Annotated in this window: 14 protein-coding genes and 4 pseudogenes; 9 read left to right on the forward strand and 9 right to left on the reverse strand. The window is 59.8% G+C overall.

All coding sequences use genetic code 11. The features are described from left to right. Positions 1-48: 48 nt before the first annotated feature. The 3 genes and pseudogenes from RHM58_RS22210 to RHM58_RS22220 all read right to left on the reverse strand — a co-directional run bounded on the left by RHM58_RS22210 (position 49) and on the right by RHM58_RS22220 (position 3,617). Positions 49-1,997 (reverse strand): annotated as a pseudogene (locus RHM58_RS22210) (DNA topoisomerase III). 117 nt (positions 1,998-2,114) lie between these two features. Further along, a complete protein-coding gene (locus RHM58_RS22215) occupies positions 2,115-2,582 on the reverse strand; it encodes a nuclear transport factor 2 family protein (RefSeq protein ID WP_322268206.1) in 468 nt (155 codons plus the stop codon). A gap of 135 nt (positions 2,583-2,717) precedes the next feature. Beyond that, positions 2,718-3,617, reverse strand: coding sequence for an AraC family transcriptional regulator (locus RHM58_RS22220; RefSeq protein ID WP_322270882.1), 900 nt, complete (start codon positions 3,615-3,617; stop codon positions 2,718-2,720). Between the two features lie 229 nt (positions 3,618-3,846). Here RHM58_RS22220 and RHM58_RS22225 point away from each other — a divergent pair. From RHM58_RS22225 to RHM58_RS22235, 3 genes and pseudogenes are all read left to right on the forward strand, one after another. Then, positions 3,847-4,679, forward strand: a pseudogene (locus tag RHM58_RS22225) (oxidoreductase). A gap of 150 nt (positions 4,680-4,829) precedes the next feature. After that, positions 4,830-6,239: a serralysin family metalloprotease gene (locus RHM58_RS22230; protein ID WP_322268207.1), complete on the forward strand. Its 1,410-nt coding sequence runs from the start codon at positions 4,830-4,832 to the stop codon at positions 6,237-6,239. Between the two features lie 290 nt (positions 6,240-6,529). Then, positions 6,530-6,898: a DUF427 domain-containing protein gene (locus RHM58_RS22235; RefSeq protein ID WP_201257540.1), complete on the forward strand. Its 369-nt coding sequence runs from the start codon at positions 6,530-6,532 to the stop codon at positions 6,896-6,898. A 153-nt stretch (positions 6,899-7,051) separates the two neighbouring features. Here the strand turns inward: RHM58_RS22235 and lldD are convergent. The 3 genes and pseudogenes from lldD to RHM58_RS22250 form a co-directional block, all read right to left on the reverse strand. Continuing rightward, positions 7,052-8,193 (reverse strand): annotated as a pseudogene (lldD, locus tag RHM58_RS22240) (FMN-dependent L-lactate dehydrogenase LldD). Positions 8,194-8,395: 202 nt separating this feature from the next. Beyond that, positions 8,396-10,018 carry an MFS transporter gene (locus tag RHM58_RS22245; RefSeq protein ID WP_322268209.1) on the reverse strand — a complete coding sequence of 541 codons (1,623 nt, stop codon included), beginning with the start codon at positions 10,016-10,018 and terminating at the stop codon, positions 8,396-8,398. 197 nt (positions 10,019-10,215) lie between these two features. Continuing rightward, complete coding sequence (locus RHM58_RS22250; protein ID WP_322268210.1) at positions 10,216-11,862, reverse strand: GMC family oxidoreductase; 1,647 nt, start codon at positions 11,860-11,862, stop codon at positions 10,216-10,218. 132 nt (positions 11,863-11,994) lie between these two features. Here RHM58_RS22250 and RHM58_RS22255 point away from each other — a divergent pair, with 132 nt between their 5' ends. After that, on the forward strand, positions 11,995-12,891 hold the full coding sequence (locus tag RHM58_RS22255) for a LysR family transcriptional regulator (protein ID WP_322268212.1): 897 nt from the start codon (positions 11,995-11,997) through the stop codon (positions 12,889-12,891). A gap of 420 nt (positions 12,892-13,311) precedes the next feature. Then, the gene (locus RHM58_RS22260; RefSeq protein ID WP_322268213.1) at positions 13,312-13,674 is read left to right on the forward strand and encodes a DUF6124 family protein; all 363 of its coding nucleotides are present in this window, start codon (positions 13,312-13,314) and stop codon (positions 13,672-13,674) included. Between the two features lie 286 nt (positions 13,675-13,960). On the opposite strand, the gene RHM58_RS22265 is transcribed toward RHM58_RS22260, so the two are convergent. Genes RHM58_RS22265 through RHM58_RS22275 form a run of 3 tightly spaced genes read right to left on the reverse strand, consistent with a single transcriptional unit; the run spans position 13,961 to position 16,682 of the window. Next, positions 13,961-15,064: a DNA alkylation repair protein gene (locus RHM58_RS22265; protein ID WP_322268214.1), complete on the reverse strand. Its 1,104-nt coding sequence runs from the start codon at positions 15,062-15,064 to the stop codon at positions 13,961-13,963. Positions 15,065-15,089: 25 nt separating this feature from the next. Beyond that, positions 15,090-15,701: a glutathione S-transferase gene (locus RHM58_RS22270; RefSeq protein WP_201257531.1), complete on the reverse strand. Its 612-nt coding sequence runs from the start codon at positions 15,699-15,701 to the stop codon at positions 15,090-15,092. 60 nt (positions 15,702-15,761) lie between these two features. After that, positions 15,762-16,682 (reverse strand): MurR/RpiR family transcriptional regulator, encoded by a 921-nt coding sequence (locus RHM58_RS22275; protein ID WP_201257530.1) that lies wholly within the window; start codon positions 16,680-16,682, stop codon positions 15,762-15,764. A gap of 309 nt (positions 16,683-16,991) precedes the next feature. Here RHM58_RS22275 and RHM58_RS22280 point away from each other — a divergent pair, with 309 nt between their 5' ends. From RHM58_RS22280 to RHM58_RS22295, 4 genes and pseudogenes are all read left to right on the forward strand, one after another. Then, positions 16,992-18,929 (forward strand): bifunctional 5-dehydro-2-deoxygluconokinase/5-dehydro-2-deoxyphosphogluconate aldolase, encoded by a 1,938-nt coding sequence (locus RHM58_RS22280; RefSeq protein ID WP_322268215.1) that lies wholly within the window; start codon positions 16,992-16,994, stop codon positions 18,927-18,929. A gap of 160 nt (positions 18,930-19,089) precedes the next feature. Continuing rightward, complete coding sequence (gene iolE / locus RHM58_RS22285) at positions 19,090-19,980, forward strand: myo-inosose-2 dehydratase (RefSeq protein ID WP_201257528.1); 891 nt, start codon at positions 19,090-19,092, stop codon at positions 19,978-19,980. Next, positions 19,980-20,789: a 5-deoxy-glucuronate isomerase gene (iolB, locus tag RHM58_RS22290; protein ID WP_322268216.1), complete on the forward strand. Its 810-nt coding sequence runs from the start codon at positions 19,980-19,982 to the stop codon at positions 20,787-20,789. The genes iolE and iolB overlap by 1 nt, the downstream gene beginning before the upstream one ends. 44 nt (positions 20,790-20,833) lie before the next feature. Then, a pseudogene (locus tag RHM58_RS22295) lies at positions 20,834-22,335 on the forward strand (CoA-acylating methylmalonate-semialdehyde dehydrogenase). Positions 22,336-22,350 lie beyond the last annotated feature (15 nt).

Here is a 22,350-nt window from a genome sequence, read left to right on the forward strand (position 1 = left end):
CGCCGGGCTTGAGCAACACTAGACCATCCGTGGCTTGTCGAAGTGCCCTCATGCTTTGCTCGCCGGTTTGGCGGCGCGTTTTGCACCGGCTGCGGGCTTGCGCGGGGTGGACTTGCGTTTCTTCTTCCAAGGAGTTGCGCCGCTACCGGCGGGGCTGGCCGGCCCGCTGATGGTCAGGCTCAGGCCGGCGCAGCGAGCGACCTGCTTGCTCATCCAGGCGGCCTGCTTGGTGACGAATTCTTCCAGGCTCATTTCACCACTTTGCACCATGTCCAGCGCCTGTTCCCAGATCGCGGTGGTGCCAGGGTCGGCGATGGCTCGGGGCACGGCGTCGATCAGGCTGAACGCGGCCGGCGTTGCGGCCAGGGCCTTGCCGTTCTTCACCAGATAACCCCGGTCGAGCAGGCCCTGGATGATCGAGGCGCGGGTCGCTTCGGTGCCGATCCCGGTGGTGTCCTTGAGTTTTTGCTTGAGCAGCGGGTCTTCCACCAGTTTGGCGACGTTCTTCATTGCCTTGATCAAGTCGCCCTCGGTGAACGGCTTGGGCGGTTGGGTCCAGAGGTCCTTGAGTTTGACGTCGGCCACCGCACAATCGCGCCCTTCGGTCAGGGCCGGTAGGGTTTGTGGCGCTGGCGCCTCGCGGCCCTTGGCCGGAGCGAGGGCCTCGGGCAGGGCACGCTTCCAGCCAGGTTCGACGATCTGCTTGCCCACGGCGCGCAGAGCTTCGCCAGCACAGTCGAAGTCGGCCTGGGTGCGGTCGTATTCATGGTTGGGCAGGAACTGCGCCAGATAACGCGCGCGGATCAGCGTGTAAACCGCCCGTTGCTTACCCACCAACCGCTCGAGGTTTTTCGCTGCCGCGGTGGGGATGATGCCGTGGTGAGCGCTGACCTTGGCATCGTTCCAGGCCCGTGAGCGTCGCTGAGGCTCCAGATGCTCGTTCAAGGCGTTGAGGCTTGGGTCGGCCTGGCGCAGAGCGGCGAGAATGCCAGGCGCTTCGCTGTGCTGACTCAGGGGCAAATAGCCGCAGTCACTGCGCGGGTAGGTGATGACTTTGTGGGTTTCGTAGAGTGCCTGGGCGATGTCGAGGGTTTCCTGGGCGCCGAGGCCGAGCTTCTTGCGCAGACTTCCTGCAAGGTGCCCAGATCAAACGGCAGCGGAGCGATTTCGCGCATGCGTTCGGTCCGAAGTTTGATCACCCGGGCGCTTGACGCACTGCCCATCGCCGCTGCCGCTTGCTGCGCCAGAGCCTGATTCAGGCAGCGATCCTGATCGTCGCAAACGTCTGATGCTGCGCGCCATTGCGCGGTGAACGCCGTGCCATCGTGCAGCAATTGCACGTCGATGGCCCAATAGGCGACAGGGACGAAATCGGCAATGCTGCGATCCCGATCCACCACCAGCCGCAAGGTCGGGGTTTGCACGCGGCCGACCGGCAGCACGCCTTGATAACCGGACTGTCGCCCCAGCAACGTGAACAGTCGACTCATGTTCATCCCGATCAGCCAGTCGGCCCGGGAGCGGCCCAGCGCCGAGTGGTAGAGGCTGAAGGTCTCGACCCCCGGCTTGAGCGCCGCTAAGGCCTTGCGGATCGACGCATCATCCAGCGCCGATAGCCAAAGCCGCCGGATCGGCCCGCGATAGCGGCAATGCTCCACCAGTTCCCGGGCGATCATCTCGCCCTCGCGGTCGGCGTCCGTGGCGATCACCAGTTCAGTGGCCTCGCCAAGCAAGCGTTTGACCGCTTTGTACTGGCTGGCGGTACGCGGCTTGACGGTCATCTTCCATTTGTCGGGGATGATCGGCAGGTCTGCCAGCACCCAGCGCTTGTAGCGCGCGTCGTAGGCATCCGGCGGCGCGGTTTCCAGCAGGTGGCCGATGCACCAGGTCACCGTGACGTTCGTTCCCAGCCAGCAACCGTCGCCCCGGCGCTTGGCGCCGAGCACTGCTGCAATGTCTTTGGCCTGGGAAGGTTTTTCACAGAGGTACAGCTGCATAACCACCATCGTTCAAGTCGGTTTGAAGAAGGTGGACAGAATGCGCAGGGATTACGATTGGAGCAACCTTTATCTGTATGGATATACAGATAAAAGGTTGCCGATGATGACGAGACCTTAGACCGAGGCTTCCGAGCCTGCGACCGCTTTCCAACCCGCCAGCGGCGTCAGGAAGTGCAGCTCGAACCGGCGTTCAATGAACGCCCAGCGGCCATCACGCCATTCGAATCGATCGTGATACAGGCCGCTGATCTGCACCTGTCCCATTTCGACATGAGTACACAAACAGTCCACCGCAACCCGCCCGGCGGCGGTTTCGCCGTCGATATCGATCACGGCGTTGGCCATCCAGTGATGCATGTGGGGCATCGTCGCCCAGTTGCTGTGGGCCGACTCGATGATCGCGTCGATGCCTTGATAACTGCCGAACGCTGCACCCAGATCCAGTCGTGCGCCGTCGTGCCAGATACTTCTGAGCAGGTGTTCGTCGCGGCCCTCGAAGGCCAGGACGTATTCGGCGATCAGCCGATGGGCGACGCTGCCGCCAACAAGCCCGCTCCCACAGGGGATTGCGGTCGTACACAAACTCCCGACTCATCCACGATCAAAGGTGGGAGCGGGCTTGCTCGCGAAAGCGGTGTGTCTGGCGATAATCGATGGTGAATGTGCCGGCCTCTTCGCGAGCAAGCCCGCTCCCACACAGGGGAATGGCAGCATCACTCAGTGCGACGACACAAACACCGAATCCTCCATTGGCGGCGGCAAGGCAAACGCACCTTTCATCCGCGCCACTTCATCGGTGGGCGTACGGCTGAACAGCCTTTTGAATTCCCGGCTGAACTGTGAGCCGCTTTCATAACCGACTTCAGACGCCGCCATCGCCACGCTATAGCCGTTGCGTGCCATCAATAGGCGAGCCTGATGCAGGCGTGTCGATTTCAGGTACTGCATCGGCGAGGTGTGGGTGATGGCTTTGAAATGCGCGTGAAAGGTCGGCACGCTCATGTTTGCTTCCGCGGCCAACTGCTCGACGTCCAGCCGTTCACCGAGGCTGCCGTGGATTTTTCGCAGGGCTTGGGACACTCGGCCGAAGCGACCTCGAGCAGTGAGGGCTGCACACATCGATCCACCCTGGGCACCGGTGAGAATCCGGTAATAGATTTCCCGCAGCAGTGACGGCCCAAGGATGCGGGCATCCAGCGGCGAATCGAGGGCTTCCAGCAGGCGCAGGACGGATTGGTTCAAGCGCGGTTCCATCGGCGAGGCGTACATGCCTTTAGGCTCGGCGGTGGGCTCGTCGTTGAGTTGCAGCATCAGATCGGCGGCGAGTTTGAAGTCCAGGTGAAAGTAGATCGCCAGCAGCGGTTCCTCGGCGCTGGCATCGGTTTCCATGGTGAACGGTACGGGCACGGCAACTGCCAGATAGTGTCGGGCATCGTACAGGTAAGTCGCGTTGCCCCAATATCCGCGCTTGCGCCCCTGACAGACGATGACGATGCCCGGATCGTAGAGCACCGGCGTGCGCTCCAGCGCACGGTTGGAACGCAGTAAACGCACGCCCGGCAGCGCCGTGAGGTTGTAACCCTCATCCGGTGCGAGCTTCGTCAGCAGCGCAATCATCCGTGGCTGGCAATCGTTTTGATCAACACCTGAATTGCTCAACTGATCTACTCGCTCGATAACACAGGGCTTGAATGTGAACTCGCTCGCCCCGCAAATCAATCGACTCAGAGGAATAGGCAAAAGACCCACAGTTATGGGCGTTCATTCAGGGGGGCTACGCTCTTAGCATGGCTGTCAGCTTGACTGCCGCGTGGTGCGGCAGCAAAACACCAGGTGGAACGTGATCATGACTGCAAAAAAGACCCTCTTCATAACCGGTGTCAGCAGCGGCTTTGGCCAGGCGCTGGCCAACGAAGCACTGGCCGCGGGGCACCGCGTGATTGGCACCGTGCGCAGCGAAGTGGCCCGGGCCGAATTCGAACAACACGCCTCAAAGAATGCGTTCGGTCGGTGCCTGGATGTCACTGATTTTGAAGCCATCGATGTTGTCGTCGCTGAGGTCGAAAAAACCTCGGGCCGGTGGATGTATTGGTCAACAACGCCGGTTACGGCCACGAAGGCATTTTCGAGGAGTCGGCGCTGGAAGAGATGCGCCAGCAGTTCGACGTCAATGTGTTTGGTGCAGTGGCCGTCACCAAAGCGTTTGTGCCGTTTTTCCGCCAGCGCAGGGCCGGGCACATCATCAACATCACGTCCATGGGCGGCTTAATCACCATGCCCGGCATCGCTTATTACTGCGGTAGCAAATTCGCCCTGGAAGGGATTTCCGACACCTTGAGCAAGGAGCTCAAGCCTTTCGGTATCTCCGTCACGGCGGTGGCGCCAGGATCGTTTCGCACCGATTGGGCCGGGCGTTCGATGCGCCGCTCCGAGCGCAGCATCGCCGACTATGACGCCTCTTTCGACCCGATCCGAACAGCGCGCCAGAACAAAAGCGGCAAACAGTTGGGCGACCCGATCAAAGCTGCCCAAGCCATGCTGGCCTTGATCGCCAGCGATTCACCGCCAGCGCATTTGCTGCTGGGCAGCGATGCGCTGCAACTGGTGCGCGAGCGGTTGGCTCACATGGCGCAGGAGATCGATGCTTGGGAAGCGGTGACTCGATCCACGGATGGCTGACCCGCCCCTGGTATCGAGAAATTGATTAGCGCCAGGTTTCAAGCTGTGTCAGTTTCACCGCGCCTGCATTAGGCGAGTGACAGGACGATCTCGCCAAGGGATCGCCGTGGTCTGTCGGAAACTGACTACTTTTAAACAAGGACGTAAGCAATGTCTCAAGCAAAATCCCGGGCCAGTGACGCCTACTCGACAGTCGACACCTTCAGCCACTTGTACGACCGTGGCGGCAGCGTTTTGGTGAACGGCAAACCTTCGTTCACCGCTGATCAGGCCGCCGACCAGATTCTGCGCAAGGGCGCGTCCTGGCATGACCAGAATAGCGACGGCAAGATCGACCTCAGCTACACCTTCCTGACCTCGAAACCAGCGAACTACAATCCGGCCCTCGGCACGTTCGGCGAATTCAGCGCCCAGCAAAAAGCCCAGGCGGTGCTGGCGATGCAATCCTGGTCGGACGTGGCCAAAGTCACCTTCAGCGAAGGCACCGGCGGCGACGGTCACATGACCTTCGGCAACTACAGCAACAACACTGGCGGCGCGGCGTTCGCCTATTTGCCACAAGGCAGCCAGTACGACGGCCAGTCCTGGTACATGATCAACGACCAATACCAGGTCAACAAAACCCCGGACACCAACAACTACGGGCGCCAGACCCTGACCCACGAAATCGGCCACACCCTGGGCCTGTCGCATCCTGGTGTCTACAACGCCGGCAACGGCAACCCGACCTATAACGACGTGACTTACGCCCAGGACACACGTGGCTACAGTCTCATGAGCTACTGGAGCGAAAGCAACACGCAGCAGAATTTCAGCAAGGACGGCAGCGGCGCCTATGCCTCGGCACCTTTGTTGGACGACATCGTGGCGGTGCAGAAACTCTACGGCGCCAACCTGGAAACCCGCGCCAGCGACACGGTCTACGGCTTCAACTCCAACGCCGAACGGGACTTCTACAGCGCTACTTCGGCCGCCTCGAAAGTGGTGTTTTCGGTGTGGGATGGTGGCGGTAACGACACCCTGGACTTCTCCGGTTTCAGCCAAAACCAGAAGATCAACCTCAACGAAGGCTCGTTCTCCGACGTGGGCGGTCTGGTCGGCAACGTATCCATCGCCCACGGCGTGACCCTGGAAAACGCTATCGGCGGTTCGGGCAATGACCTGCTGATCGGTAACGCGGTGGCGAACATCCTCGAAGGCGGGGCCGGCAACGACATCATCTACGGTGGCGGTGGCGGTGATTCGCTGTGGGGCGGGGCCGGGGCGGACACCTTTGTGTTTGGCGCCGCCAGCGATTCGACCATGACCGCACCGGACTGGATCATGGATTTCACCAGCGGCCAGGACAAGATCGACCTGTCAGGCATTGCCGAATTTGCTGCGGGCAACGCGGCGCTGAACTTCGTCAGCGGTTTCACCGGGCACGCCGGCGACGCGATCCTCACGTACTTTGCGCAGACCAACCAGACCAGTTTGATGGTGGATTTGACCGGGCACGGGGCTGTGGATTTTGCGGTGGGAACGGTAGGGCAGGCATTGGCGACCGATATCGTCGCTTGATTTGACGACAGATAAAGATCAAAAGATCGCAGGCTTCGCCAGGTCCTACATTGACCGTGTAAACCGTGATGTTTGTACTGCGCTCGTACCCTGTAGGAGCTGCCGAAGGCTGCGATCTTTTGACTTTGTTTGTGAACTTGTGGCGAGGGAGCTTGCTCCCGTTCGGCTGCGAAGCAGTCGCATAGCTCAAACTTGGGTTATACCTGACAGTCGGGGCCTCAGGTTTTGGGGCCGCTCTGCAGCCCAGCCTTGCTCCTACAGGTTCATCAGCGTCATGAGGAACGTATTCCATGAAAAGCTCCGGTCCCAGTCCTGTCATCACCATCGCCGAGCAGCCCGGCTGTCTGTTGGTGAAGTTTCACGGTATTCAGGTGGCCGCGTCCGCCCGGGCGCTGATTCTGATGGAAGCCAACTATCCGCCGGTGTATTACGTCCCGCGCGAAGACATCGACGAAAAGTACTTTGCCCGCACCGATCACACCAGTTATTGCCCTTACAAGGGCGATGCCAGCTATTTCAGCCTGCAAATCCCGGGGCATGAAGGCGCCAATGCGGTGTGGAGTTATGAGAACCCCAAGGTGTCGGTCGAGCAGATTCGCGACCACGTGGCGTTCTATCCCGATCAAGTGACGTTCGAGATTCTCGAAAATTACGAGTGACTGTGGCGAGTGCGCTTGTTTGTGGTCAAGGAACTTGGTTGTGGCGAGGGAGCTTGCTCCCGCTGGGCTGCGTAGCGGCCCCAAGATTTTGTGAGCGCTGCGCACTCAAGCGGGAGCAAGCTCCCTCGCCACAGGTTCGGTGTCAAAAGCCTACTACCGAAGCGTTTCCACCAACGTTGATTCATTGATCTGACTGATCGAAGTCACCCCGGTCAAGGTCATGGCCACGCGCATTTCCCTGGCGAAAATATCCAGCATGTTTTCGACCCCGCGTTGACCATCGGCCGCCAGTGCGTAAGCCATGGAACGCCCCAGTAGTACGCCTTTTGCGCCCAGCGCCAGCATCCGCACGACATCCAGCCCCGAGCGGATGCCCGAGTCGACCAGCACGGTCAGGTCATTGCCCACCGCTTGCATGATCGGCGGCAACGCCTTGGTGGTCGAGAGCACGCCGTCCAGTTGCCGCCCGCCGTGGTTCGACACCACGATGCCGTCAGCGCCAAAACTGACCGCGTCCCTGGCATCTTGCGGGTCGAGAATGCCTTTGATGATCATCGGGCCTTCCCAGAACTCACGAATCCACTCCAGGTCGCTCCAACTGATCGAAGGGTCGAAGTTATTGGCCAGCCAGCCCATGTAGTCTTCCAGCGTTACGGCTTTGCCGAGGTACTTCGAGATATTGCCAAGGTCGTGTGGGCGCCCCATGACCCCGACGTTGAATGCCCAGTCGGGCCGGGTCATCGCCTGCAAAATACGCCGCGATGAAGCAAAAGGCCCGGACATCCCCGAGTGCGCGTCCCTATACCGGGCGCCGGGCGTGGGCATATCGACGGTAAAGACCAGGTTTTTACACCGGCAGCCTTCGCCCGTTCCAGTGCGTTCTTCATGAAGCCACGGTCTTTCAACACGTACAGCTGAAACCAGATCGATTGTTGGCTGTGTGCCGTCACTTCTTCGATCGAACATACCGACACTGTTGAAAGGCACAGTGGAATCCCTTTGTTCTCTGCCGCTTTGACCGCTTGGACTTCACCACGGCGGGCGAACATCCCGGTCAGGCCTACCGGCGCCAGGATGATCGGCATTGAAAGGGGTTGATTGAAGAGGGTGGTTTCAAGGCTCAGGGTTTCGACGTTTTTCAGAATGCGCTGACGAAGCTTGATATCCGTCAGATCGGCGCTATTGGCCCGCAGCGTGTGCTCGGCATAAGCGCCGCCATCGATGTAATCAAACAAAAATCGGGGAAGTTTGCGACGTGCCGCCTCGCGATAGTCAGATGCAGATGAAATGATCATGGTGCCTCGGTCTGGGGAGTGGCGGGGCTGTAGTGTTCATCGAGCTTAACGAAAATGTGGGCAATGAGGATGAACACTTCACCTGTGGCGAGGGAGCTTGCTCCCGCTGGACTGCGCAGCAGTCCCATTCTTTGGGGCCGCTTCGCAGCCCAGCGGGAGCAAGCTCCCTCGCCACAGGGGGTTGCAGTGAACTCAGGCTCCGTCAGTTGGTATCCAGATCCACGTTCTTCGTCTCCCGCAAACAAATCAGCCCCACAATCAGGCTCACCCCGGTAATCACCACCGGGTACCAAAGCCCATAGAAAATGTCCCCGGTGTACACCACCAACGCAAACGACACCGTCGGCAGGAACCCGCCGAACCAGCCATTGCCGATGTGGTAGGGCAGGGACATCGAGGTGTAGCGGATGCGCGTCGGGAACAGTTCAACCATCAGCGCCGCCAGCGGGCCGTAGCACATGGCGGAGATGATGATCAGCGCGACAATCAGCGCGACGATCATCGGTTTGTTGATCTGCTGGGTGTCGGCTTGCGACGGATAACCCGCCAGCGTCACCGCGCCACGCAGGGCCGCTTCGTCGTAGCCATCGATCTTCACGTCACCCACGCTGACCTGCACGCCACTGCCTGCCGGGGCCGCCGCACTGGTGTAGGGCAGGCCCTGCTTGACCAGAAAGGTTTTGACCTTGTCGCACGGGCTATCAAATTTCGCCTTGCCCACCGGGTCGAACTGGAAGGTGCAAGTGGCCGGGTCGGCCAGTACGGTGATCGGTGCCTGATGGCTGGCCTGGTCGATGGCCGGGTTGGCGTAGTGGGCCAGGGTCTTGAAGATCGGGAAGTACAGCGCGGTGGCCAGCAACAGGCCAATCATCAGCACCGGTTTGCGCCCGACCTTGTCCGACAGCCAGCCGAAAAAGATGAAGAACGGCGCGCCGATGATCACGCTGACAATCAGCAAACTGTTGGCCAGCGCCGGGTCCATTTTCAGGAATTGGGTGAGAAAGAACAGCACGTAGAACTGCGCAGCGTAGAAGGTCACCGCTTGCCCGGCGTTGATGCTGAACAGCGCAATCAGTACGACTTTGAGGTTCTCCCATTTCCCGAAGGAATCGCGCAGCGGTTGCTTGCAGAGCTTGCCTTCCTCTTTCATTTTCACGAAGGCTGGCGACTCGTGCAGGCTCAGGCGAATCCAGGTCGAGATGCCCAGCAGCACGATGGAAAACAGGAACGGAATGCGCCAGCCCCAAACTTCAAACTGGTCGCCGGTGAAGTAACGGCAACCGAGCACCACCAGCAGCGACAGCAACAGGCCGAGGGTGGCCGTGGACTGAATCCAGCTAGTGTGGAAACCGCGTTTGCCCATCGGTGCATGTTCTGCGACGTAAGTCGCGGCGCCGCCATACTCGCCGCCGAGGGCCAGGCCCTGGAGCATGCGCAGAAGCACCAGAATGATTGGCGCGGCGATGCCGATGCTGGCGTAGGTCGGCAGCAACCCGACACAGAACGTCGCCAGGCCCATGAGGATGATGGTTGCGAGGAAGGTGTATTTGCGCCCGATCATGTCCCCCAACCGACCGAACACCAGCGCACCGAACGGCCGCACGATGAACCCGGCGGCAAACGCCATCAGCGCAAAAATGAACGCCGTGGTGTCGTTGACCCCGGCAAAGAACTGCTTGCTGATCACCGCCGCGAGGGCGCCGTAGAGGAAAAAGTCATACCACTCGAACACCGTCCCCAGGGACGAGGCGAAGATGACTTTCTTGGTGCCGCTGCTGACGCCCGCGCTGCGCGTGGCTTCCAGAGGCTGAACGTGTTCTGACATATCGGTATCCCTCACAGTGATTGTTTTTGTTGTTCCACTGTCGGCGCCGGCCTTGTGGGCGGGTGCCGCGTTTTTCCATAAATCGGGGTGTACATCGATCCTGTGGGAGCGAGCTTGCTCGCGATGGCGGTCTTCCAGTCAAAGAGATATTGCCTGACACACCGCTATCGCGAGCAAGCTCGCTCCCACAGTGTGATTCAAGCGTTACTCAGCAGTTCCTTCTGTGGATTGAGGCTTCTTGTGCCGGGGTTAAGGATCAACTGCGCAGCCTTCTCGGCAATCATCAGCGTAGGCGAACACGTGTTGCCCGAGGTGATGCGCGGCATGATCGAGGCGTCGGCGATGCGCAGGCCAGGAATGCCGTGGACGTTGAGCTGCGCATCAACCACCGCATCCGCGTCGCTGCCCATCCGGCAAGTGCCCACCGGATGGAAAATTGTCGTGCCGATTCGCGCAGCGGCTTCGTGCAATTCCTCTTCACTCTGCAAACTGTCACCGGGCAAATACTCAACCGGTTTGAACGCCGCCAGGGCCGGCGCGGCAACGATGCGGCGTGTCAGGCGAATCGCGTCCGCCGCGATGCGCAAATCCTCGGGATGGCTCAGGTAATTGGGCTGAATCAGCGGCGCTTCCTGCGGGTCAGCGCTGCGGATTTCAATGCGGCCACGGCTCTGCGGGCGCAGATCACAGACCGACGCGGTGAACGCAGGGAAGGGGTGCAACGGCTCGCCAAAACGCTCCAGCGACAGCGGCTGCACATGGTATTCAAGATTCGCCGAAGTCTGCTCCGGCCCCGAACGGGCAAACGCGCCCAACTGACTCGGCGCCATGGACAACGGCCCGCTGCGGTCATACAGATAACGCAGGCCCATGCCCATCTTGCCCCACACGCTGCCGGCGATCTGGTTCAGGGTGCGGGCGTTTTCCAGTTTGTAGATAAGCCGCAGTTGCAGGTGATCCTGCAGGTTGCCGCCAACCCCCGGCAGTTCATGGGCAACGCCGATCCCCAAACGTTGCAGCAGCGAACGCGGACCGATCCCGGAGCGTTGCAGGATGCTCGGCGAACCGACGGAGCCGGCGCACAGGACGATTTCCTTGCGCGCCTTGAAGGTCTTCGCCTGGCCCTTCCAACGGGTGAGGACCGCCGAAGCGCGACCGTTTTCCAGCAATACGCGATCGACTTCAACATCAGTCAAAACAGTGAGATTGGCGCGATGACGGATCGGCTTGAGAAATGCCTTCGCCGCGTTCCAGCGAATCCCGGCCTTCTGGTTAACCTGAAAGTAACCACAACCTTCGTTCTCGCCCTGGTTGAAGTCATCGATGCTGGCGATGCCGCTTTGCTCGGCGGCGCTGCGGAATGCATCGAGAATCGGCCACGACAACCGCTGACGCTCCACGCGCCATTCCCCGGCAGCGCCGTGAAATTCCGAGTCGCCGGCAAAATGGTTTTCGCTTTGTTTGAACAGCGGGAATACGTCTTTCCAGGACCAGCCCGGATTGCCCTCGGCCGCCCAGCCATCGTAATCGCCAGCCTGGCCGCGCATGTAGATCATGCCGTTGATCGAGGAGCAGCCACCGAGCACTTTGCCCCGTGGGTAACTCAGTGCGCGACCTTGCAGACCGGGTTGCGCTTCGGTCTTGAAGCACCAGTCGGTGCGCGGGTTGCCGATGCAGAACAGGTAACCCACCGGGATGTGAATCCACGGGTAGTTATCGCGCCCGCCGGCTTCGAGCAGCAGCACCCGGTGTTGCGGGTTGGCGGACAATCGATTGGCCAGCAAACACCCGGCCGGCCCGGCGCCGACCACGATGTAATCGAATTCATCTAGGGAGGTCTGCATCCCTTACCTCTGATTGTTTTTGTTGTTGGGGTCATCCTAGTTGTTAGCTTTCGTATAAAGAATGTTAGATTTTGCGCAGCCGCTGTGCGTTTTTAGACAGTGCTTCTATCAGCGTAGCCCCAAGGAAGATTCATGTTCGATTGGAATGACCTGCGGTTTTTTCTCGAATTGCAGCGCAGCGGCCGCTTGCTCACCGCTGCCCGGCGCTTGAACACCACCCACGCCACCGTGGCCCGGCACATCGAGGCGATTGAAAAGAGCCTCGGCACCGCGCTGTTTGTCCAGCACGCCCAAGGCTATCAACTGACCCCGGCCGGTGAAGCGCTGCTCAAACACGCCGAAGCCATGGAAAACGTCGCGCTGCTGGCCCAGGAAGAAATCACCCAATCCACCGCGCCACTGGGCAAAATCCGCGTCGGCGTGACCGAAGGACTGGGCATCATGTTCCTCGCCAGCCGCATGAACGGCCTGTTCGAACGCTACCCAGGGCTCGAAGTGGAACTGGTCGCCGTGCCGCGCTTCGTCAGCATCCTCAACCGCGAAGCCGAAATCAGCATCCACCTCGAACGCCCGGCCGCCGACATGCTCGTCACCCGCAAACTCACCGACTATCGCCTGGCGCTCTACGCCAGCCAGGCCTACCTCGACAAGGCACCACCGCTGCGCAGCCGCGAAGACCTCGGCCGCCATGCGTGGATCGGCTACGTCGATGATCTGCTGTTCAGCCAGGAGCTGATGTTTCTCAACAGCTTCTGTCGCAACCCCCAGGTCGTGTTCCACAGCACCAGCGTCATCGCCCAGCATCAGGCTGCGCGTTCGGGGTTGGGGATCGCGGTGTTGCCTTGTTATATGGCCAATGCCGATCCGGAACTGGTGCCGTTGCTGCCGGATGAGAGCATTCAGCGCAGCTACTGGATCAGCACGCGGCGGGAGTTGCACAAGTCAGTAAGGCTGCGGGTGTTGTGGGATTACGTGGTGGAGTTGTGTGAGCGCGAGCAGGGCCTGCTTCTAGGCCCCAATCCCCTGTAATTGCAAATTCCCTGTGGGAGCGGGCTTGCTCGCGAAGGCGTCAGGTCTGGCGCACCGCATAAACATGTTTAACGGCGCCTGTTTAAAGACACTCGCGGTTACGTCCTAAAGGCTACAACGCCTTGCGCCGTTACCTACGCCTAAGACAGAATCCGCCGGCTTGTGCGTCTACATGGCGGGCTATATCGTTTCCCGGTCACTGAAAAACAGTGATCGGGTTTGGTAGCCCATTCATGAGATCTGCATAGCATCACCATTCGCGGCGTCTTTCGTCTCGGCATTATGGTGGTCATGCGCAGGGCACCTTCGGGTGCGCCGGTTTCCTTATGTCCCGGTCTACCAACCTGCGTATGGCCACCACCCTTCGTTTGGTAGCGAGGTTGGTTGGCTCCTTTACTAACGGCATAAGGAGTTTCATCCATGTTCAAAGTCACGCCGAATCCCCCAACTCTTGATCCAGTACCCTTCGACGCCTCTCTTGACCCCAAAAAACTGAAAGAGGCGGCAGACCGCGCGCTCAACTTCTACCTCAACCCCGGGGCGCTGAAAGAGCCGATACCGCCCCGCAAGCCGGGCATCATCTTCCTTATCGACCCCACGGTGGATGACGAAACGCTGCTGGTCCAAGCCTGCGAATCGCTGGGCTCGGCCAGCGACATGGCGAGTGAGATCGCCAGCTTAATGGACGGCCCGCAGCGCAATAAGATGCTGATGCTGCAACAGGCGATCATGTTGAGTGGGTTAGTGGTCAATCGGGTGCTGGATAACCACAAGCCAGGCTGATAGCCCGGCATTTCCCCTGTAGGAGCGAAGCTTGCTCGCGAAGGCGTCAGGTCTGACACACCGCGTTATCGTTTTTCGCGAGCAAGCTTTGCTCCTCCAGACCTCAAAATAGTTCGGTCTCTTGATGAAACACTCTGTGGCGAGGGGGCTTGCCCCGTTGGGTTGCGAAGCAGCCCCAAATCGGTCATCGAGTTCTTTCTGAAAGACCGCGTCAGCTTTATTGGGGCTGCTGCGCAGCCCAACGGGGCAAGCCCCTCGCCACAGTGTTCAGCGATCAGAATTGATATCAGGGGAGGATTTCGAATGAGGTGCTGGCCAGCCGTTCGCCGTTGACCATGATGTGCACTGCATGCTTGCCGGCGTAATGCCGGCGTGTGGTCAGTTCCTTGATCTGCTGCCCACGGCTAACGAATTCACTGGCATGACCGGGCAGGGTGAGTGCCTTCAGCTTGAACACTTTCGCCGAAGTACTGCCATTCGCTTTGACGTAATCAATCGCATAGTCGATCACCAGCCGCTGACTCTCCGCCACCGTGGATTTCACGGTAAACGACAAAGTGATTTTCTCCCCGAGCCGAATCACCGCCGGTTCAACCTTCACGCCAATAATCTCAACTTCGGGTTTGCCACCCGCGCCATTAACCGCCAACGCCCGCTGATTCCCCTGTTTGATCAAACTACGCAGCGCATGCTTGGCGATCCAGGCCGTGTGCTTGTTCTCCAGCGACCAACCTTCAATCAAATCCAGCACCCACTCCGGATGATCCTTGGTGATGTCATTAAGGTGATTGGCCACGGACTTGCGCACGTACAGGCTTTCATCAGCCTTGAGATTATCGAGGATCACCGCTGCCAGGCTCGGGTCAGCCTGAACCGGTTCCAATCGAAACGACCACGGCAATCGCGGGCGACTGCCTTCGCTTGCGAGCCGCCGAACGTGTTCGTTTTCATCCTGCGACCAGACCTCCATCAGCGCCAATGAACGTTCAAGATCACTGCGCAGAAAATGCCGGATTGCAAACTCGGAAGAACCGAACGAGGTGAAAAACTTGAGCGCTTCCATCGACTGCTCAAAATCATGAGCGCCATACATCGCCACATAATTCGGCAACGAGATACTGACAAAACCACTGTTCAGCCGAGGGGCCAGGGCACGCAGCACCTCAAGTGACTCTTCATATCCGAGCGGCAGCACCGCATGCAGACACTCACTGACCCGCGCCATGCGCTGCATGATCGACAATTCAGCAAGGCCTTCATTGGCCATTTTCAGAAAGGCCTTGGCGTTGAACGCCGGGTAAACCGCCGTCATCTCGGTCGCGATGTGCTTGAGGCGCTCGGCGTTGAAGATTTCCTTCAACGCCGGGGCAGAGGTGTCAGCGGTGGTCATGAGCGAGTCCGGGACGATGGGCGGCTCAGGTTATCGGGGTACTGATGAACGCCTCAAGCTTTTCTGCCTGCGCGGTGAATTGAGCGATGTGCGGGAAGCGCGAGTCATCGACTTGATCCGGCACCACTAGGTTGGTGAAGCTCCAGGCGACTGCGACGGTGATTCCGTCCTGCGCAATCGCGCTGCCATTCACCAACGGCTGCTTTTCAAGCTCTCGCTCCAGCGCTGAATAGGCCGCAGCGAGCTGGCCTTCAACCCGCTCAACCCACGGCTGATACTGAATATCCGCCGGCCGCAGATTCCGTTCGTAGTAAAGCTGCACCGATTTTTCGCACGCCGCCAGCGCCAACCCGATCACCCGTAACGAGCGCGCCCGTTGCTTCAGATCACTCGGCATCAAGCTTTTCGAAGGCCCGGCGAGGGCTTCGAGGTAGTCGATGATCAGCGTCGAGTCCATCAACACTTCACCGTCATCCAGCACCAACGTCGGCGCCTTGACCACCGGGTTGATTTGCTGGAATTGCTCGAAATGCCGGAACACCGACACCGAGTCGTGCTCCAGCGCGATGCCCAAGTGTTGGGCAGAAATGGCCACGCGCCGTACATAAGGCGAATCCAGCATGCCGATCAGTTTCATGACACGTTCCTTCAAGTCGAACTGGGAGAGGGCATAACCTATCCGAGCTTGAAGGAATTGTCAGTCCTCGAAACCGACCTGCTCATGAATCTCATCCACCTTCAATTCCAACCGATACGCCACCGCAATAAACAACGCCTGACACAAACACAACGTCGCACTCAGCGAACGAAACGCAAACGAACTCCCTTCATTCACCAGCAACACTGTGCTCGCACGCTTGGCCAGCGGCGAAAGGTTGCTATCCGTGATGATCAAGGTTTTCGCCTGATGATGCTGGGCGATGCGCAGGCAGTGCTGGGTTTCCTTGCCATAGGGCGTGAAGCTGATGGCGATCACCAGGTCATTGGCGCGCACGCTGCGCATCTGCTCGCGGTAGCTGCCGCCAAGCCCTGAAACCAGGTGAATACGCTTGTTGGTGTGTTGCAGGTTGTAGACCAGGTAGTCGGCGACCGCGAACGAGCGGCGCACCCCGACCACGTAGATGTTGTCGGCATTTACCACCAGATCCACTGCCTTGTCGAAGGCGACGTCGTCGAGTTCCATCCCCAGCCGTTCGATGCCCGACAGCGTGGCGTTGACGCATTCGCGCGCCAGGTCGCCGCCGCTGGCCTTCTGCGACTTGTTGGCGATCATGCTGCGGATGCGCTGCTGGTAGTTCTGCACCGGCGTGGTTTTGTGCGTGTAGGCCTCGCGGAACAACGCCTGCATTTCGCTGAAACCGCTGAAACCAAAGCGCTGGGAGAAGCGCACGATGGCCGACGGGTGCACTTCGCACTCACGGGCTATGTCGCTGATGCGATCAACCATGATCCGGTCGCTTTGCTGGCTCATGTAGCTGGCGATGCGTTTGAGCTGGCGCGGCAGGCTTTCGTATTCGTTGGTGATCAGCTGCAGCAAACGCTCGGCATTGATCGGGGGGCTGGGGAGGTCGCTCTCGGGCGTGCTCTCGGTGGTAGCCGGCTGATCGGTGCGGGACATAAAGGATCCTTCTGGCTTGTTCTTATAGGAATGACGAAAAGGTCATCCCCTGACAATAGGTTGGCTGTGCGCAGTCTACAGGGTAGGCCGGAATAAAATCTTGAGCTTGCCGATCGACAGACACTTGCTGAAACGATGCACTGTGTCTGGAGCGCTCGTTCAGAGTTTATTGGAAAAAATATTCCACGTAAAAAATATATAGAATAAATATTGATTATTCAGTCCGAGACGTTTTAGTCTGCATCCACCAAGAGTGTTCGGCACGGCCATCGTCCCGAACGCAGGCTGATAAAAATAACAGGAGCCAGCATGGGCCAGACTCGTTTTGCCAGTGGGCGTCAATTGGATCTGATTTGCCTGGGGCGCCTTGGCGTCGACCTTTATGCGCAGCAAGTCGGGGCGCGGTTGGAGGACGTTTCAAGCTTCGCCAAATACCTCGGTGGATCGTCCGCCAACATCGCTTTTGGCACCGCGCGCCTGGGCCTCAAGTCGGCGATGTTGAGCCGGGTAGGGGACGACCACATGGGCCGCTTCCTGCTCGAATCCCTGGCCCGCGAAGGTTGCGACGTCAGCGGCATCAAGGTCGATCCGGAACGCCTGACCGCCATGGTCCTGCTCGGTCTCAAGGACCGCGAAACCTTCCCTTTAGTCTTCTACCGCGAAAACTGCGCCGACATGGCGTTGCGGGCCGAAGACATCAGCGAAGCCTTTATTGCCTCCAGCAAAGCCTTGCTGATCACCGGCACCCATTTCTCCACTGACGGCGTCTACAAGGCGAGCATTCAGGCGCTGGATTACGCCGAGAAGCACAACGTCAAACGTATTCTGGACATCGACTACCGCCCGGTACTCTGGGGCCTGGCCGGTAAGGCCGACGGCGAAACCCGTTTTGTCGCCGATCAGAATGTCAGCCAGCACGTGCAGAAAATCCTCCCGCGTTTCGACTTGATCGTCGGCACTGAAGAAGAGTTTCTGATTGCCGGCGGCTCCGAGGATTTGCTCACCGCGCTGCGCAATGTGCGGCGTCTGAGCGCCGCGACCTTGGTGGTCAAACTCGGCCCGCAAGGTTGCACGGTGATTCACGGGGTGATTCCGGTGCGTCTCGAAGACGGCGCGATCTATCCCGGTGTTCGTGTCGAAGTGCTGAATGTGTTGGGTGCCGGCGATGCCTTTATGTCGGGCTTCCTCGCCGGTTGGCTCGAAGACGCCAGCGACGAGCGCTGCTGCCAGTTGGCCAATGCTTGCGGTGGTCTGGTGGTGTCGCGCCATGCCTGCGCCCCGGCGATGCCGACCCGCGCTGAACTCGATTACCTGTTCAACAGCCCGGTGCCGATCACCCGGCCGGATCAGGACGCGACGCTGCAACGCCTGCATCAGGTCAGCGTGCCGCGCAAACAGTGGAAGCAACTGTTCATCTTCGCCTTCGACCATCGCGGGCAACTGGTGGAACTGGCGCACAAGGGCGGTCGCGACTTGAGTGCGATCTGCGAACTGAAACAACTCTTTATTAAAGCAGTGGAGCGCGTCGAAGCCGATTTGCGTACGCAGGGCATCGAAGCCGATGTCGGGCTGCTGGCCGATCAACGCTTTGGCCAGGACTCGCTGAACGCCGCTACCGGTCGTGGCTGGTGGGTGGCGCGGCCGGTGGAAGTCCAGGGTTCACGGCCGCTGGCGTTCGAGCACGGGCGCTCCATCGGCAGCAACCTGATTGCCTGGCCGCAAGAACAAATCATCAAGTGCCTGGTGCAATTTCACCCGGACGACGAGCCGCTGTTGCGGCTGGAACAGGAAGCGCAGATCAAGGGTTTGTATCAGGCGTCTCAGGTCAGCGGTCACGAACTGCTGCTGGAAATCATCCCGCCCAAGGATCACCCCTCGACGCACCCGGACGTGCTCTATCGCGCGCTGAAACGCCTCTACAACCTGGGCATCTATCCGGCGTGGTGGAAGATCGAAGCGCAAAGTGCCGAGGAATGGAAACAGCTCGACGAACTGATCCAGGAGCGCGACCCGTACTGCCGTGGCGTCGTGTTGCTGGGCCTGAATGCCCCGGCGGCGGCCTTGGCCGAAGGCTTTCAACAAGCCAGCCAGAGCCAGACCTGTCGCGGGTTTGCCGTGGGCCGGACGATCTTCCAGGAGCCGAGCCGCGCGTGGATGGCCGGTGAAATCGACGATGAAACGCTGATCCGCCAGGTGCAGGGCACGTTTGTCGAACTGATCGATGCCTGGCGCACAGCACGGGCCTGAAGAAACACCGCAAAACCAATGTGGGAGCGGGCTTGCTCGCGAAGAGGCCGGCACATTCAACATCAATGTTGCCTGACCCACCGCCTTCGCGAGCAAGCCCGCTCCCACAGGGGATTAGCGTCGGTCTTACTGATTTGTAAAAACAATAATAGGTGCAGCCATGCCCGCTATCCGAATTGGCATCAACCCGATCTCCTGGAGCAACGACGACCTGCCGTCCCTCGGTGGCGAGACGCCGCTGAGCACCGCGTTGAGCGAAGGCAAAGAGATCGGCTACGAAGGTTTCGAACTCAACGGTAAATTTCCCAAGGATGCCAAAGGCGTCGGTGATGTGCTGCGGCCTTACGATCTGGCGCTGGTCTCCGGCTGGTACTCCAGCCGTCTGGCCCGCCGTTCGGTGGCCGAAGAAATCGACGCCATCGGCAGCCACGTCGAGCTGCTGGCCAAGAACGGGGCCAAGGTGCTGGTCTACGGCGAAGTCGCTGACTCGATTCAAGGCCAGCGCATTCCACTGGTCGAACGCCCGCGTTTCCACACCGAACAAGCCTGGCAGGAATACGCCGACAAACTCACTGAACTGGCGCGTTTCACCCTGTCCCAAGGCGTGCGTTTGGCGTATCACCACCACATGGGCGCTTACGTCGAATCCCCGGCCGACATCGACAAACTGATGGCGCTGACCGGCAGCGAAGTCGGCCTGCTGTTCGATTCGGGCCACTGCTACATGGGCGGCGGCGAACCGTTGCAGGTGCTGCGCAAACACATCGAACGAATCTGCCACGTGCATTTCAAGGACGTGCGCAAACCGGTGGTGCAACTGGCGCGCAACAACCTCTGGAGCTTTCCGGACTGCATCATCAACGGCACCTTCACCGTGCCCGGCGATGGCGACATCGATTTCGGCGCCTTGCTCGACGTGTTACTTGCCGCTGATTACCACGGTTGGCTGGTGGTCGAAGCTGAACAGGATCCGGCAGTAGCGCCAAGTTATGTCTACGCCAAAAAAGGCTTCGACACCCTGCGCGCACTGCTCGATGAGAGGACTAAGTGATGAGCCTGCTGGTCAAAAGCAATGCCCGTGGCCGGACCATGGTCGAGCTGGGCAAAGGTGAATTGGAATACGTCGGTTTCGCCGCGTACCGCTTGAGCCTCGGTGAAACCTTGCCGGTGCCTGCGGGCGATAAAGAACTGTGCCTGGTGCTGCTCAGCGGTCGCGTCAGCATCAAGGGCGAAGCGCCGGGGCAGGGCGCGTTCGATTGGGACAACCTCGGCGACCGCCAATCGGTGTTCGAAGACAAATCGCCGTTCGCCGCCTACTTGCCGCCGGGCAGTCAGGCGCAAGTGGTTGCGCTCAGCGATGTGCAAATCGCTGTGTGTGCTGCGCCGGGTTCGACGAGCAATGGCATCGGTCCGCGCCTGATCAAACCCGACACCATGAAGCGCAGCGTGCGCGGCAAGGGCGCCAACACCCGTTACGTCTGCGACATCCTGCCGGACACCGAGCCCGCGCATTCGCTGCTGGTGGTGGAAGTGCGCACGCCGTCCGGGCACTCGTCGAGCTACCCGCCGCACAAGCACGACACCGACGACCTGCCGCACCAGAGCTTTCTCGAAGAAACCTATTACCACCAGATCAACCCGCCCCAGGGTTTTGTGTTTCAGCGGGTCTACACCGACGACCGCAGCATCGATCAAGCCATGGCCGTGGAAAACAGCGACCTGGTCGTGGTGCCCAAGGGTTACCACCCGGTCAGCGTGCCGTACGGCTACGAGTCGTACTACCTGAACGTGATGGCCGGGCCGAAACGCGTCTGGCAGTTCCATAACGATCCGCAGCACAGTTGGCTATTGGATCTTTGAATTAGAAAGCCTGAATTCCAACACTTTCACGGAGAACAAGAACAATGAGCAACGCCCCGGTTTTAGGCCATTACATCGACGGTCAGGTGCAGGACAGCGGCAGTGAGCGGTTCAGCAACGTGTTCAACCCGGCCACCGGCGCGGTCCAGGCACAAGTCGGTCTGGCCAGCCAAAAGACCGTCGACCAAGCCGTCGCCTCGGCGTTAAAAGCATTCCCGGCCTGGTCCGAGCAATCGTCCCTGCGTCGCTCCCGGGTGATGTTCAAGTTCAAGGAACTGCTCGACCGTCATCACAACGAGCTGGCGGAAATCATCAGCCGCGAACACGGCAAGGTGCTGTCCGACGCCAAGGGTGAAGTCACTCGCGGCATCGAAATCGTCGAATACGCTTGTGGCGCGCCGAACCTGCTGAAAACCGATTTCAGCGACAACATCGGCGGTGGCATCGACAACTGGAACCTGCGTCAACCGCTGGGCGTTTGCGCCGGGGTCACACCGTTCAATTTCCCGGTGATGGTCCCGCTGTGGATGATCCCGCTGGCGCTGGTCACCGGTAACTGCTTCATCCTCAAGCCGTCCGAGCGTGATCCGTCCGCCAGTTTGCTGATGGCCCGTTTGCTCACTGAAGCCGGGTTGCCGGACGGTGTGTTCAACGTGGTTCAGGGCGACAAAGTGGCGGTGGATGCCTTGCTGCAACACCCGGACATTGAGGCGATTTCCTTTGTCGGTTCGACGCCGATTGCCGAGTACATCCACCAGCAAGCCACTTCTCGTGGCAAACGCGTGCAAGCGCTGGGCGGGGCGAAGAACCACATGATCGTCATGCCCGACGCCGATCTCGATCAAGCCGCCGACGCGCTGATTGGCGCGGCTTACGGCTCGGCTGGCGAGCGTTGCATGGCGATCTCGATTGCCGTCGCAGTCGGTGATGTCGGCGACCAATTGATTGCCAAACTGCTGCCGCGCATCGATCAACTGAAGGTCGGCAACGGCATGCAGGGCGACAGCGATATGGGGCCGCTGGTCACCGCCGAGCATAAGGCCAAGGTCGAAGGCTTTATCGGCGAAGGCGTGGCCCAGGGCGCACAGTTGATCGTCGATGGCCGCAACTTCAAGGTGCCGGGGGCCGAGAACGGTTTCTTCGTTGGCGCGACGCTGTTCGATAACGTCACGACCGAGATGAGCATCTACCAGCAAGAAATTTTCGGCCCGGTGCTGGGCATCGTCCGCGTCCCGGATTTTGCCAGCGCCGTCGCGTTGATCAACGCCCATGAGTTCGGCAACGGCGTGTCCTGCTTCACCAGTGACGGCGGCATTGCCCGCGCATTTGCCCGCACGATCAAGGTCGGCATGGTCGGCATCAACGTGCCGATCCGGTGCCGATGGCCTGGCATTCGTTCGGTGGCTGGAAGCGCTCGCTGTTCGGCGATCACCACGCGTATGGCGAAGAAGGCATTCGTTTCTACAGTCGCTACAAAAGCGTGATGCAACGCTGGCCCGACAGCATCGCCAAAGGTCCTGAATTCAGCATGCCAACCGCCAAATAACTCACCCTTTTGGAG

Origin of the sequence: Pseudomonas sp. 10S4 (assembly GCF_034344865.1) — a bacterium.
Classification (GTDB): domain Bacteria; phylum Pseudomonadota; class Gammaproteobacteria; order Pseudomonadales; family Pseudomonadaceae; genus Aquipseudomonas.

Excerpts from the sequence above, each read along its gene's own strand:
- RHM58_RS22220 (WP_322270882.1), bottom strand. The coding sequence starts at position 3,617 with ATGATTGCGCTGCTGACGAAGCTCGCACCGGATGAGGGTTACAACCTC.
- RHM58_RS22230 (WP_322268207.1), top strand. The coding sequence starts at position 4,830 with ATGTCTCAAGCAAAATCCCGGGCCAGTGACGCCTACTCGACAGTCGAC.
- RHM58_RS22235 (WP_201257540.1), top strand. The coding sequence starts at position 6,530 with ATGAAAAGCTCCGGTCCCAGTCCTGTCATCACCATCGCCGAGCAGCCC.
- RHM58_RS22245 (WP_322268209.1), bottom strand. The coding sequence starts at position 10,018 with ATGTCAGAACACGTTCAGCCTCTGGAAGCCACGCGCAGCGCGGGCGTC.
- RHM58_RS22250 (WP_322268210.1), bottom strand. The coding sequence starts at position 11,862 with ATGCAGACCTCCCTAGATGAATTCGATTACATCGTGGTCGGCGCCGGG.
- RHM58_RS22255 (WP_322268212.1), top strand. The coding sequence starts at position 11,995 with ATGTTCGATTGGAATGACCTGCGGTTTTTTCTCGAATTGCAGCGCAGC.
- RHM58_RS22260 (WP_322268213.1), top strand. The coding sequence starts at position 13,312 with ATGTTCAAAGTCACGCCGAATCCCCCAACTCTTGATCCAGTACCCTTC.
- RHM58_RS22265 (WP_322268214.1), bottom strand. The coding sequence starts at position 15,064 with ATGACCACCGCTGACACCTCTGCCCCGGCGTTGAAGGAAATCTTCAAC.
- RHM58_RS22270 (WP_201257531.1), bottom strand. The coding sequence starts at position 15,701 with ATGAAACTGATCGGCATGCTGGATTCGCCTTATGTACGGCGCGTGGCC.
- RHM58_RS22275 (WP_201257530.1), bottom strand. The coding sequence starts at position 16,682 with ATGTCCCGCACCGATCAGCCGGCTACCACCGAGAGCACGCCCGAGAGC.
- RHM58_RS22280 (WP_322268215.1), top strand. The coding sequence starts at position 16,992 with ATGGGCCAGACTCGTTTTGCCAGTGGGCGTCAATTGGATCTGATTTGC.
- iolE (WP_201257528.1), top strand. The coding sequence starts at position 19,090 with ATGCCCGCTATCCGAATTGGCATCAACCCGATCTCCTGGAGCAACGAC.
- iolB (WP_322268216.1), top strand. The coding sequence starts at position 19,980 with ATGAGCCTGCTGGTCAAAAGCAATGCCCGTGGCCGGACCATGGTCGAG.